Source organism: Chryseobacterium sp. S90 (assembly GCF_047444895.1).
Lineage (GTDB): Bacteria > Bacteroidota > Bacteroidia > Flavobacteriales > Weeksellaceae > Chryseobacterium.
This window is the reverse complement of record NZ_JBLGCX010000003.1, coordinates 52497-65737: the sequence shown is the minus strand read 5'-3', so window position 1 is coordinate 65737 and position 13241 is coordinate 52497. Positions and strand designations below refer to the sequence as shown.

Genomic DNA, 13241 nt, shown 5'->3' with positions numbered 1-13241 from the left:
TTTTAAGGAAATTTTAATCCGTTGCTTTGTTGGCCAATTGCCCGCAAGCGGCATCAATATCACCTCCACGGCTTCTTCTGACCATTACAGTAACGCCTGCATTTTCAAGCTGACGGATGTAATTTTCTTCCGCCTGTTTGTTACACTGGTCATACTTTCCGTCACCAATCGGGTTGTATTGAATAAGGTTTACTTTTGAAGGAACCTGTTTGCAGTATTTGATTAAAGCTTTAATATCTTCATCCCCATCATTGATTCCTTTCCATACACAGTATTCAAAAGTAATGACAGAACCTGTCTTTTGATACCAGTACTGAAGAGATTCCATAATATCTGTCAACGGAAATTTGTCAGAGAAAGGCATGATCTCGTTACGCTTGGATTCGATAGCTGAGTGAAGGGATAAAGCCAGTTTCACACGCAATTCATCATCAGCAAGCATTTTGATCATCTTTGGAATACCGGATGTAGAAACGGTAATTCTTCTTGGAGACATTCCCAATCCTTCCGGCTGGGTAATTTTTCTGATGGCTTCCACTACGTTTTTGTAATTCATCATCGGCTCTCCCATTCCCATAAATACGATATTGGAAAGCGGTCTCTCGAAGTACATTCTGCTCTGGCTGTCAATCAGGGCTACCTGATCTACAATTTCAGCTACTTCAAGGTTTCTCATCCTTTTCAGTTTTGCTGTAGCACAGAATTCGCAGTTTAGTGAGCATCCTACCTGCGAAGATACACAGGCTGTGGTTCTTGTTTCTGTAGGAATAAGAACAGATTCCACCATCAGCCCGTCATGAAGTTTCACTCCGTTTTTGATGGTTCCGTCAGTACTTTTTTGAAGAAGATCTACGGAAACAGGGTTAATTGTATATTCTTCGGAAATTTTTTCACGAAGAGATTTCGAAAGATTCGTCATTTCATCTATCGAATGGAGGTTTTTACTCCATAGCCAGTCATAGACCTGTTTCGCACGAAACGGTTTTTCTCCTAAAGACTCAAAGTAATCTTTAAGCTGGTCCAGTGATAATATACGGATATCTTTCATTGTAAGGTTGTAGATTATAAGTAGCAGGTGGCGGATAACTGCTACCTGCCACCTTTTACCTATTATCTTTTTTATAGAATTAACATTGCGTCACCGTAAGAATAGAATTTATACTTTTCTCTTACAGCTTCTTCATAAGCTTGCATTACGAAATCTTTTCCGGCAAATGCTGCAATCATCATAAGCAGTGTAGACTTCGGTGTGTGGAAGTTTGTGATCATTGAAGTAGCTACTCCAAAATCGTGAGGCGGATAAATGAATTTATTGGTCCATCCGTTGAAAGCAGAAATCTTTTTGTTTGAAGAAACAGAAGTTTCCAATGCTCTCATTGTTGTAGTACCTACCGCACAAACTCTTCTGTGAGATTCTACCGCTCTGTTGATAAGGTCAGCATTTTTTTCATCGATGATGATCTCTTCAGATTCCATTTTGTGCTTAGAAAGATCTTCTACCTCAATTGGGTTGAAAGTTCCCAATCCTACGTGAAGTGTTACTTCAGCAAAATTGATTCCTTTGATCTCTAATCTTTTCATCAAATGCTTGGAGAAGTGAAGACCAGCCGTAGGTGCAGCAACAGCTCCTTCTATTTTAGCATAGATCGTCTGGTATCTTTCTGCATCTTCCGGCTCTACTGCTCTTTTGATATACTTTGGAAGTGGAGTTTCTCCCAATTCTTTTAATTTCGTTCTGAATTCGTCGTAAGAACCATCGAATAAGAATCTTAATGTTCTTCCTCTTGAAGTGGTGTTATCAATAACTTCCGCTACCAAAGATTCATCTTCAGTGAAGAATAATTTGTTACCAATTCTGATTTTTCTTGCCGGATCTACCAAAACATCCCAAACTCTGGTTTCTTTATCAAGCTCTCTTAATAAGAAAACTTCAATTTTAGCACCTGTTTTTTCTTTATTTCCGTAAAGACGAGCAGGGAAAACTTTTGTATTATTGAAGATAAACAAATCATCCTCATCAAAATAATCCACTACATCCTTGAATAATTTGTGCTCGATAGTTTGTGTTTTTCTATCAAGTACCATTAATCTGGCTTCGTCTCTGTGCTCTGATGGGTGTTCTGCTAATAATTCCGCAGGAAGATCAAAATTAAAATCTGATGTTTTCATTTTTTAAATTACGGTTTAAAAATTATTATAATTACAAGGTGTAATTTTCGGAGTGCAAATATACGACATTGAACACCCCTTTGTCAAGTATTATTTACAATGAAATATAAAACCGTGATTTTACGGGGATTTTTAAGCTTAAAAAGTTCTATTTTTGGAAAAATTAAAATTCAGCATGGAGCCAGTAAGCAAAATATACTTCCTTAATAATCCCTATCCTGACGGTCATAAAATCGTCACATTCAACTGGAGCGGACGGATTGATGAGTATGGGTTTATCTGGTTTGATTTTCATTTAAAAACTGAAAATTATTACGCAAATGATGACGAAAACAGTGAGGAAGAAGACGAAGATCTGCCTGACTGGGACTCCAAAATCGTATGGGGAAATTACCATACCTGTACACTGTCATCAAATTATTGGGGTGAGCAGAGAGGAATCAGAATTAACAATCTTGATGAAAAACTGGACTTCGACACCGTTATTAAAAATGATCTTTTCAGCAACGATCTTCCGTCTGAACAACATTTTGATGATGATGATCTGGCGTTCAATATTTATCTGCTTGGGCATGACAGCTGTGCAGGCCATCAGATCAGTTTTTCAAAAAAAGATAATAATCGGTATGATATTACATGGACCGGCAAAATAGCATTAACCTACGCAGGTGATGATGAGTTTTCCCATGATTTCAAAGCAGAGATTTTCAATGCTGAATTTGAAGGTTTTCATTATCCTAAAGCCTGGTCACTGGAAAAAGCAACTGAAATGTTTAAAGCCAGGCTTGCCAATTTTGAAGAGTATGAATTTGTAGATCTGAATCCGAAAAGTAATAAAAGAGAATATAAATTAAATAAAATCAAATCGATAAACGCATAAGAACAACCAATCAAAAAAATTATCATTATGAGTAAATATTCAATTGAAGCATTTATCAACGAAACAAAAGAGAATCCACAGCAAAGAGATTATTTTGAGCTGGAAACCAAACATCTTCTGGAAATCAACCTTAATAACCAGGCGGTATGGACCAAAAAAGGAAGTATGGTAAGCTATGTGGGAAATATCAATTTTGAAAGACAGGGAATGCTGGCCGGAGGAATTGGAAATCTCCTTAAAAAAGCAATCAGTGGTGAAGGAAGTAAGCTAATGAAAGCAGAAGGAACCGGAAAATTATATGTAGCAGATTCCGGAAAAAAAGTCCGTATCCTTTATCTGAATAATGAATCCGTATGTGTGAACGGAAATGATGTTCTTGCTCACGAACAAACTGTAAACAGCGATATTACCATGCTGAAGAGTATTGCAGGAATGATGTCCGGCGGACTTTTCCAGGTGAAACTTTCAGGAACGGGACATATTGCGATTACCACCCACGGAGATCCATTGACATTACTAGTAACTCCTGATACACCTGTTTTCACTGATCCTAATGCTACTGTTGCATGGTCCGGAAATCTGAGCCCGGAACTTAAAACAAATGTTTCTTTTAAAAGCCTTATCGGAAGAGGAAGCGGTGAAGAGTTTCAGATGAAGTTTTCAGGCCACGGATGGGTATTGATCCAACCTTACGAAGAAGTTTATTATATGGAAAAATAAAGTCCGTAAATCCTAGAGGTAATTTTGTATTTTCGTAGTACTTAAAGCAATAGCAATGAATACTATTATAAAGCTATTTTTTCTGATCGTTATAATTCCTGATATAATTATAGCCCAAAAATCAAAGAATAATTACGAATACAATATAGATCTTCTTCATATGTCCAATGATGAAGTCCGGGTTTCTTTTGCTCCCCCAAGGAACAATCTTAAACAGGGTAAGTTTATTATCCCTAAACTGGTTCCCGGATTTTATCAGGCTATGAATTTCGGACAATACATTTCTGATTTCACAGCCACTGATAAAAACGGTAAGAAAGTCTTAACTGAACGGTTGGACAAAAACAGCTGGATGGTACATGATCTCAGCCGGGTAAAGAAAATATCTTATCAGGTAGCTGACGGATGGGACTCTTTGGAAAAAGAATCCAATGAGGCCAGATCTGCCGGCAGCATGTTTATAAAAGACAGTGTTTTTGTCATCAACTATAATTCTTTAGTAGGATATTTTGAAGAATTGAAAGATATTCCTTATCAGATTACCGTTACAAAAAATAAGGCTTTCTATGCTTCCTCTGCTTTAGATTACAAACAGAAAAATAAAAACACGGATATGGTTTGGGCAAAGGATTACCGTGAACTGGTAGATTCTCCTGTTTTATATTCCGTTCCGGATACCACGTGGCTCAAAATAGGTCAAACCAAAGTGCTTGTATCATTCTACAGCAAAAAGGAAAGGCATTATTCCAAAACGATTGCCCACGAAATAGAAAACATTCTTAAAAATCAGCAGGCTTATCTTGGCGGAACATTACCGGTCAAAAAATATGCTTTTCTGATTTATTATGAATCTTCCAATGAGAATGGATATCTGGGTGATGGTCTGGAACATTCCCACTCTACAGTCTGCCTGTACCGTTCCGGAGATATGAAATTTATTCCGAATGCTTTAAATAGGGTTGCTTCTCATGAGTTTTTCCATGTCGTTACACCGCTCAACATCCATTCGGGAGAAATTCAGCATTATGATTTCCTGAATCCTGTTATGTCTAAACATCTTTGGCTGTATGAGGGAATGACAGAATATGCTACGATTCATATGCCTGTCAAACAAAAAATGATCAGTCTGGAAGATTTTGAAAAGAGTCTGGAAGAAAAGATACATGGCATGAAAGAGTTTGACAATACTCTATCCTTTACGGAAATGAGTAAAAAATCTATGGAAAGACAGGACCAATATATGAATTTTTATATGAAAGGAGCATTGCTTGGACTATGTTTAGATATACGACTAAGAGAACTCTCAAACGGAAAAACAGGAACTCAGGATATGATGCAGATGCTTATGAAAAAATACGGATCGGGCAAATATTTTAATGATGATGAGCTTTTTGATGAAATTACCAAAATAACCTATCCTGAAATACGTACATTTTTCAGAGATTTTGTAGAAGGCACCCAGCCCATTCCTTTAAAAGAATATCTTGAAAAAGCAGGTTTTAACTATGATGAAGCCACCGGAAAAGTAACCTCTTTTCCCAACCCGGATTCAAAACAGTTGGCTTTAAGAAAGGCGTGGATTAATCAGTAGGTTTTTAGGTGAAAGGGCAAAAGGATGAAATTGCGGGGAAGTCTCCAGAGTTTTTTCCCAAAGATTAAGTACAATATCTAGATTCCTACGGAATGACAAAGTGTGTGGATAGATAGATAGATTAAGTACTTAGTTTGTCCATTTCGCAGGAATCTAAAATCTTATAATCCCAACCCAAACCCTAACACGCAAGCTATCCCACTCAACACCCCGAAACTCGAAACCCGCCCCTTCATCCCAAAGGCTAAAATAAAATATCTCTATTACTACGGAATGACAAAGTGAGCGGATACATAAAGTGCTTAGGTTGTCCATTCCGTAGGAATCTATATTCTACAATTTCAACGCTCTTACTCACAAAAACTCTTACCCTAAAACCTTCTAACTCGCAATCCGCATCCCGTAACTCATAACCCCTCCCCACTTAATATCCATCACCCCATCGGGATTTACAAAAGTTTTAATATATTTAGGAAAAAAATAGATGGACAATAGCAATTCGCGCAGGAACTTTCTTAAGACGGCAGCTTTGGCAAGCTTTGGGGCATTGGTTTTACCCAATTCATTATTTGCCTATTCCAATGATTTTAAAACAGATAAAAAAGTCCGTGTCGGTTTCATCGGTGTGGGCCTTCGTGGGCAGGAACATGTAAAATTACTGGCAAAACGTAATGATGTAGAGATTGTAGCGTTTGCAGATCCGGAGAAAAGAATGCTTGCAGCTTCACAAAAAATATTAAAAGACAATAATAAACCGGCTGCTCAGGAGTTTTCCAACGGTGAATATGACTATCGAAATCTTTTAAAATTAAAAACAATTGACGCTGTTGTCATTGCTACTCCATGGGAATGGCACCTTACGCAAGGAGTTGAGGCAATGCGTGCTAAGAAAATTGTGGGTATGGAAGTTTCCGGAGCGATAAAGCTTCAGGATTGCTGGGAATTTGTAAAAGTATATGAGGAAACAAAAGTTCCTATCTTCATGATGGAGAATGTGTGTTACCGAAGAGATATCATGGCCATTCTGAATATGGTCCGTAAAGGTATGTTTGGAGAATTGGTACATGGAAGAGGCGGTTATCAGCATGACCTGAGAGGGGTTCTTTTCAATGACGGAGTTAATCCTTACAATTCAGGTGCAGAGTTCGGAGAGAAAGGATTCAGTGAGGCAAAATGGAGAACCGAGCATTATGTAAAGCGTAACGGAGAACTTTATCCTACGCATGGATTAGGCCCGGTAGCGATGATGATGGATATCAACAGAGGAAACCGTTTAACAAGACTTTCTTCATTCTCTTCAAAATCCGTAGGACTTCACAAATACATTGTTGAACATCCAAAAGGTGGAGAAAACCATCCTAGTGCAAAAGTAAAATTCAACCAGGGAGATGTGGTAACCACTCAGATTGCATGTGCTAATGGAGAAACCATTCTACTTACTCATGATACAAGCTTACAGAGACCTTATGATCTTGGCTTCAGGGTTCAGGGAACTGAAGGATTGTGGCAGGATTTCGGATGGGGCGATTTCAACCAGGGACATATTTATTTTGAAAAAACAATGAACCATACCCATCGTTGGGATAATACTGAAAAATGGATGACAGAATACGATCATCCGATGTGGAAAAAGTTTGAAACTACTGCTGCAGGAGCAGGACATGGCGGAATGGATTTCTTTGTAATGAATACTTTTATTGAATGTATCAAACGAAATATAGAATTCCCGATGGATGTGTATGACCTTGCGTTGTGGTATTCAATTACGCCATTGAGTGAAGAGTCTATTGCCAAAGGTGGTCAGGTAGTTGATATTCCTGATTTTACCAATGGAAAATGGAAAACCCGTAAACCTGTATTTGGAATGACCGATGAGTTCTAAAAAGACACTACTCATATTAGCAGGCGGATTAGGCAGCAGATATAAAGGTCTCAAACAGGTGGATGGAATACTCGATAACGGTTCGCCGATTCTGGAGTATTCTATCTTTGATGCTCTGGAAGCCGGTTTCCAAAAAGTGGTCATTGTTGTCAATAAACTCATTCCTCAAAGTTATATTGAAAGGCTCAACAGAATCTCAGAAACTAAAAATTTTGAGCTCCATTGGGTATATCAGGAAATAGACAGTATTCCTATTTCATTAGAGGGGTTTGATTATCCTGATCGCGAAAAACCATGGGGAACTGCTCATGCTGTACTTTGCGCCAAATATTCTATACAGGAACCGTTTGTGATGATCAATGCAGATGATTTTTACGGAAAGGAAGCATATCAATTGGCTGCACATGAAATTAACCATCATCATATTTCAGATTCACAACTGGGAATGATTGCTTATCCTGTAGGGACAACGTTGAGCGGCAATGGAGCTGTAGCCAGAGGAATATGTACGCTGGATCCGGAAAACTATCTTATTAAGGTTGAAGAGCAGACTTCCATTCAAAGAATAAATAACTCGATCGTTTATATTAAAAATGGTGAAAATGTAAAATTAGATCCTGATAGTTTGGTGTCTATGAACTTTTTTATTTTCCATCCTCATATTTTCTGTTATCTGGAAGCTTATTTTTATGACTTTATTGAGTCTGATCCACAGCCTTCTCAGGAGTTTTATATTCCTTCTGCCGTACAGAGAATGATAGATGAAAACAGAGTACAGGTAAAGGTAAAAGCATCTCCGTCTCAATGGATGGGTGTCACGTATGCAGATGATAAAAAGGAAATTAAAGATTTTCTGACATCAGAGATTAAAAACAACAGATACCCAGAAAGTTTATGGAGCTAAACGATATTGTCATTCAATTTATTGGTACAGATCATTATGATCTTACTCCTATTACTGACGGACTGATCAATACAACCTATCTGTTGGAAAATAAAGATCAGGGAAAGAAGTTTATCTTACAAAAAATCAACAATCATGTCTTCAAACGGCCGGAAGCCATTGTCAGCAATCATTTAATAATTAATGAACTTCTGAAGTCAAATGACTATCAGTTTCAAATCATAGAGCCAATTCCTTCTCTTACCAATAAACTTTTGGTAAAAGATGCCAATGATGATACATGGCGCATGCTGAGTTTCGTAGAAAACAGTACTACTTTTCTCACCGCTCCCTCATTGCAGACGGCTTTTGAAGCAGCAAAGACCTTCAGTTATTTCCTCACCACCGTAAATACTGAAAAATTGCCTGCTATTGAAGATACACTTCCCAATTTCTTAAATTTTGAGAAAAGGGTTACAGATTATAAAAACTCATTAAAGAATGCTGTTCCTCATTTAAAAGAAAATGCAAAGGCTGAAATAGAAATCACTAACCAGCTTCTGTCTTTACCTGATCGATGGATCGAAATGGAAAAAGGCAATCAGATTCCCAAAAGAATCATCCATGCAGATGTAAAAATCAGTAACATTCTTTTTGATCAAAATCATCATCCTTTAGCGGTTATTGATCTGGATACGATGATGATTTCTACTATTTTGTATGATTTTGGAACCATGATCCAGTCTTATACCAATACAACGAATGAAGATGATGGCAGTGCCCAAAACAATTTCAACCCCGAAATGTATAAGATTGTAAAAGAAGGATTCTTATTTTATCTGAAGGAAAAACTGACCCCCGAAGAATCCGACAATCTCGATTATGCTGCACAGGTCGCCATTTATATTCAGGAGCTTCGTTTTTTAACCGATTATCTGAACGGAAGTATTTATTATTCTACGAAATATCCAGAGCATAATCTAGACAGGACAAAAAACCAACTAGAATTGTTGAAAGGACTGAGAGCATATTTGGGAAGTGAATGATTTTACCTTTATGATTCTAAGAATTACATACAAAATTTAGATTCCTACGGAATGACAAAGTATACGGATAAAATAAAGCGCTCTGTTTGTCATTCCGTAGGAATCCATACTCTTATAAACTCTCCCACTCTCAAACCCTCACACTCACGAGCCCGACCACGAAACTCATCTCAAAAACTCCAGTATCTTCTTCCATTCTTCCAATTTCTTTTCAAAGGAAACCGTATGAAGCGGGCTGGTAGAAGGCAATAGAAAAATGGGCAGTTTATAATTTTTCCCTAACAGTTTTTGTAAATTTTTATAAGATTTTCCTCCGTTACAGAAAATGGCTCTGACATTCTTGTGTTCCTCCAGTAGTTCAGCGATCTGGTTGGCCTCTTCATTTCTGATTTCAGAATCAAGGCTACCTTTCCTCTCACAGGAATCAATGACATCCCAAAGGGCAATGTGATGTTTCTTCAATGTTTCGATTCTTTGAGTATAATCTTCAGTAAATTCTTCGTTCAGCAATTCAAAGATGATTTTCCAAAATTTGTTCTGAGGATGTGCATAGTACTGCTGTTTTTCAAGTGATTTAACTCCGGGAATCGATCCTAAAATGATAATTTGTGACTGAGTATCAATAAGGGGTAAAAATGAAGAAATCCGGTTTTGCATATTCAAATATAGAGATTTAATTTATTTAATCTGGCTGGAAGCTGGGAGCTTGAAGAAGGAAGTTATTGAGGTTATGAAAAACGGGTTGTCCGTATTCTCATCTTTTTAAACAGTGATAGTATTAATTGATGGCAACCTCTATAAATGTTAAGATTAATAGCAACTTCCAGCCTCCCTCTTCAGCTTCCAATAGCCTGAATTTAATTTCGCTTATTTAAATTTTGGCTAAAGCCATTGGAATTTTTAATCATAAAAAAACGGGCTAAAAGCCCGTTTCTATTGATATTTTATTTTTGTTGATCTTACAAAGTTTCCTTCAGCCAATCGAAGAATTCTCTCTGCCATACCAATCCGTTTTGTGGATGAAGTACCCAGTGGTTTTCGTTCGGGAAGTAAACCAGTTTAGATTTTAATCCTCTTAATTTTGCAGCCTGGAAAGCTTCCTGACCCTGCTCGTAAGGAACACGGAAGTCAATTCCTCCCTGAACGATCATAATTGGTTTATTCCATTTATCTACGAAATTGCTTGGGTTGAATTCTGTGTATGCTTTTGGTTGTGGCTTTTCCCATGGTGAACCAAGGTCCCAGTTCGCAAACCAAAGTTCTTCTGTAGTCAGGTACCATGATTTCATATCAAATAATCCATCATGTGCAATGAATGTTTTGAATCTGTTTTCATGAATCCCGGCAAGCATAAATACGCTGTATCCACCATAGCTTGCTCCTACCGCTGCTACTCTGTCACCGTCTACGTAAGGCAACGTTTTTGCAAAGTCTGTTGCTGCCAGATAATCTCTCATCGGCTGGCCACCCCAGTCTCTTGAAATTTCTTCATTCCATTTTGTTCCCCAGCCCGGCATACCTCTTCTGTTTGGAGCTACCACGATATAATCGTTGGCTGTCATTAAAGCAAAGTTCCATCTTACACTGAAAAACTGAGTAAGCGCAGACTGCGGACCACCCTGGCAGTAAACCAAAGTAGGATATTTTTTATTCGGGTCAAAGTTTGGTGGGTAATGGAACCAAACTCCCATTTCTTTACCGTCTGAAGTTTTCACCATCTTAAGTTCAGATTTTCCCTGAGCCAGCTTAGCATATGTTTCTTTGTTAGCTTCAGTCACCTGCTTCATTTCTCCGTTTTTAATGTTTACAGAGAATAGTTCTGTTGCATGGTTTACGTCTGTTCTTCCTACTAAAAGTGAAGTTTTATTATCTGTAAAGATTTCGTTTACATCAAAATCTCCTTTTGTAATCTGCTGTACTTTTGCTGATTTTGAATCCAGGGCAAAAAGCTGTTTTGTTCCTCTGAATGCTGCTGTGAAGTAGATCGTTTTTGAATCTGCACCCCATAGTACATCTCCTGAAACACTTTCATCCCATCCTGAAGTCAGATTAGTTGTCTTTCCAGACTTCCAATCCATGATTTTCACATCATTCTTATCTGCTTCATACCCATCTCTGGCCATACTCTGCCAGATCAAAGATTTTCCATCCGGACTGAATTTAGGATTTACATCATATCCTTTGTTGGATTCTGTAAGATTTTTGGTTGTACCTGATGCTAAATCGTAAGCAAAGATATCTGTATTGGTGCTTGTAGAATAGTCTTTTCCACTTTTAGGTTTTGTAACATATAAAAGCTGTGCAGAATCAGCACTCCAGATAAAGTCTTCAGCGCCCCCGAAAGGTCTCTGAGGAGAATCCCACATTTTTCCTTCCAACAGGTCTTTAGCAGATTCTGCTTTATCAGAAGTATTTACAACAAATACATGGTTGTACTTTCCTTCATTGAAATAATCCCAGTGTCTGTGGTTCAAGTCTGTATATACCTGAGCAGTCGTTTTAGGAGTATCAGCAAATTTATCTTTCCCCATTACTTTTTCAACCAATACCTGCTTGCTGAAAGCAATTTTTTTCCCGTCCGGAGAAATGACAACATTATCAACTTCACCGATGGTATAAAATTCTGTCCAGTTTTTTCCTGCATCTTTAGAAAGATAGATTTTATCACCTTCCTGAGCATAGATTCCGTTTTTATCCCATTGAATAAGGGCTTTTTTACCGAAATCAATTTTGGAAGACTGATTATTAAGAACATTAAGAAAATAGTTCTCGTTTTTTGTTTTCTCTGTTTTCAGATCTACCTGTCCTACTTTATAGATAAGGGAACCCTGATCCGGTGAAACAGCCTGTACTCCAACTTTTTTCAAAGTCCAAAGAATTTCAGGTGTCATTACTTGTTGTGCATTCATTAAAAGCGGAGCTGCCAAGGCCAGCAGACTGTACTTAAGTTTCATATGTTGATATTCATTTTTTAACGGATGTACGGAATCCTGATGATTTTGTACTCTCCTTTTATTAAACTCAAAGATTGCCAAAGTTAATATTTAAAATAAAAATGAGCGAAAGAATTAACATTTATGTTTTTTAAAGTTGAAAAATAATTGATTTACTTATGGACAAATATTATTAATTTTATAAAAACTAAACTAATACCCATTTTACATGAAAAAATTTCTACTTTTTTCTTCATTTTGTGTGTCTTCATTCTTTTTTTCACAACTCACAATGAGTCCGTTTGCAAGTCATTATGATAATCCTTATCAAGTCACTATTTCAGGAAACGGCACGATTTATTATACCACTGACGGAAGTGCCCCGACCCTGAGTTCAAGCTCTGCACCCAACAATGTACAGATCCTTATTAACCAAAATAAAGAAATCAAGGCGTTTCTGGTTGACGGACAGGGAAATTCTTCTGCGGTCATCAGTAAAAAATATTACACCGGAATTATTCCTTCTGCAGCCATTTATTTTAAAGCACCTTCTACGTGGACAGCGGGAAGCTGTGTAATGATTGATATGGTTAACCCGAATGCTGTCAACGGTTTTGCTATGGATACATTCTGGCCGGGAATAACGATGCAGCCTGCAGGGTGTGAGTCCTGGTACAAAACAACCAGAGATTTTGAAAATGCCAATCTGCGTTTTAATAACTGTACCCTTTTTGAGAATATTCCCCAAACCATCAGCACCAATCTTATTCCTGCGGGAAGTACTATATATTATGATTTTACAGATGGCGCCATAACGACTCCGCCTTCATGCTTATTTTTAGAAAGCCATGAAACCCTGTCAAAAAACAACAATGTTTTGATCAAAGTATATCCGAATCCTGTTTCCGATATTTTAAAAGTAAATACCGACCGTCAGTTCCAGGAGTATGAGATTATAGATATCAGTGGAAAAGTTCTTTTAAAGGATCTGTTTACCAAAGAAATCACGATCAGTCATCTTATTTCAGGGAATTATTTTCTAAGAATGAAAGACCAGCAAGGTGATTTAGTTGTAGTAAAATTCATTAAGAAATAAAAAAATCCGCTCTATTTTAGAGCGGATTTTTATTTGAATGT

The 13241-nt window shown here is 37.5% G+C and carries 11 protein-coding genes; 7 read left to right on the top strand and 4 right to left on the bottom strand.

What is annotated here, in order from left to right; all coding sequences use genetic code 11:
- Nucleotides 1–13 precede the first annotated feature (13 nt).
- Entirely contained in the window at nt 14–1048 is a 1035-nt protein-coding gene (gene rlmN / locus ACLMCG_RS10275) for a 23S rRNA (adenine(2503)-C(2))-methyltransferase RlmN (protein WP_047388102.1), read from the bottom strand.
- Nucleotides 1049–1119: 71 nt separating this feature from the next.
- Nucleotides 1120–2169, bottom strand: a complete 1050-nt coding sequence (queA, locus tag ACLMCG_RS10270; RefSeq protein WP_047388096.1) for a tRNA preQ1(34) S-adenosylmethionine ribosyltransferase-isomerase QueA — start codon at nt 2167–2169, stop codon at nt 1120–1122.
- A gap of 154 nt (nt 2170–2323) precedes the next feature.
- Here queA and ACLMCG_RS10265 point away from each other — a divergent pair, with 154 nt between their 5' ends.
- The 6 genes from ACLMCG_RS10265 (at nt 2324) to ACLMCG_RS10240 (ending at nt 9171) form a co-directional block, all read left to right on the top strand.
- Complete coding sequence (locus ACLMCG_RS10265; RefSeq protein ID WP_413959461.1) at nt 2324–3049, top strand: hypothetical protein; 726 nt, start codon at nt 2324–2326, stop codon at nt 3047–3049.
- Nucleotides 3050–3076: 27 nt separating this feature from the next.
- Nucleotides 3077–3769, top strand: a complete 693-nt coding sequence (locus tag ACLMCG_RS10260; RefSeq protein ID WP_047421441.1) for an AIM24 family protein — start codon at nt 3077–3079, stop codon at nt 3767–3769.
- A 55-nt stretch (nt 3770–3824) separates the two neighbouring features.
- Nucleotides 3825–5360, top strand: a complete 1536-nt coding sequence (locus tag ACLMCG_RS10255) for a hypothetical protein (RefSeq protein WP_413959460.1) — start codon at nt 3825–3827, stop codon at nt 5358–5360.
- A gap of 484 nt (nt 5361–5844) precedes the next feature.
- Nucleotides 5845–7242, top strand: a complete 1398-nt coding sequence (locus ACLMCG_RS10250; RefSeq protein ID WP_413959459.1) for a Gfo/Idh/MocA family oxidoreductase — start codon at nt 5845–5847, stop codon at nt 7240–7242.
- Nucleotides 7232–8146: a nucleotidyltransferase family protein gene (locus ACLMCG_RS10245; RefSeq protein WP_413959458.1), complete on the top strand. Its 915-nt coding sequence runs from the start codon at nt 7232–7234 to the stop codon at nt 8144–8146. The genes ACLMCG_RS10250 and ACLMCG_RS10245 overlap by 11 nt, the downstream gene beginning before the upstream one ends.
- Nucleotides 8137–9171 carry a phosphotransferase enzyme family protein gene (locus ACLMCG_RS10240; protein WP_413959457.1) on the top strand — a complete coding sequence of 345 codons (1035 nt, stop codon included), beginning with the start codon at nt 8137–8139 and terminating at the stop codon, nt 9169–9171. Before ACLMCG_RS10245 ends, ACLMCG_RS10240 begins: the two co-directional genes overlap by 10 nt.
- Nucleotides 9172–9336: 165 nt before the next feature.
- Here the strand turns inward: ACLMCG_RS10240 and ACLMCG_RS10235 are convergent, their stop codons facing one another.
- Together ACLMCG_RS10235 and ACLMCG_RS10230 are read right to left on the bottom strand one after the other, a co-directional pair.
- Nucleotides 9337–9828, bottom strand: coding sequence for a DNA-deoxyinosine glycosylase (locus tag ACLMCG_RS10235; protein WP_413959456.1), 492 nt, complete (start codon nt 9826–9828; stop codon nt 9337–9339).
- A gap of 302 nt (nt 9829–10130) precedes the next feature.
- Nucleotides 10131–12125, bottom strand: coding sequence for a prolyl oligopeptidase family serine peptidase (locus ACLMCG_RS10230; RefSeq protein ID WP_413959455.1), 1995 nt, complete (start codon nt 12123–12125; stop codon nt 10131–10133).
- 208 nt (nt 12126–12333) lie between these two features.
- Here ACLMCG_RS10230 and ACLMCG_RS10225 point away from each other — a divergent pair, with 208 nt between their 5' ends.
- Entirely contained in the window at nt 12334–13200 is an 867-nt protein-coding gene (locus tag ACLMCG_RS10225) for a chitobiase/beta-hexosaminidase C-terminal domain-containing protein (protein WP_414136880.1), read from the top strand.
- The last annotated feature ends 41 nt before the right edge of the window (nt 13201–13241 follow it).

Coding starts and splice junctions, on each gene's coding strand:
- ACLMCG_RS10250 (WP_413959459.1), top strand. CDS start 5,845: ATGGACAATAGCAATTCGCGCAGGAACTTTCTTAAGACGGCAGCTTTG.
- ACLMCG_RS10260 (WP_047421441.1), top strand. CDS start 3,077: ATGAGTAAATATTCAATTGAAGCATTTATCAACGAAACAAAAGAGAAT.
- queA (WP_047388096.1), bottom strand. CDS start 2,169: ATGAAAACATCAGATTTTAATTTTGATCTTCCTGCGGAATTATTAGCA.
- ACLMCG_RS10245 (WP_413959458.1), top strand. CDS start 7,232: ATGAGTTCTAAAAAGACACTACTCATATTAGCAGGCGGATTAGGCAGC.
- ACLMCG_RS10235 (WP_413959456.1), bottom strand. CDS start 9,828: ATGCAAAACCGGATTTCTTCATTTTTACCCCTTATTGATACTCAGTCA.
- rlmN (WP_047388102.1), bottom strand. CDS start 1,048: ATGAAAGATATCCGTATATTATCACTGGACCAGCTTAAAGATTACTTT.
- ACLMCG_RS10255 (WP_413959460.1), top strand. CDS start 3,825: ATGAATACTATTATAAAGCTATTTTTTCTGATCGTTATAATTCCTGAT.
- ACLMCG_RS10230 (WP_413959455.1), bottom strand. CDS start 12,125: ATGAAACTTAAGTACAGTCTGCTGGCCTTGGCAGCTCCGCTTTTAATG.
- ACLMCG_RS10240 (WP_413959457.1), top strand. CDS start 8,137: ATGGAGCTAAACGATATTGTCATTCAATTTATTGGTACAGATCATTAT.
- ACLMCG_RS10225 (WP_414136880.1), top strand. CDS start 12,334: ATGAAAAAATTTCTACTTTTTTCTTCATTTTGTGTGTCTTCATTCTTT.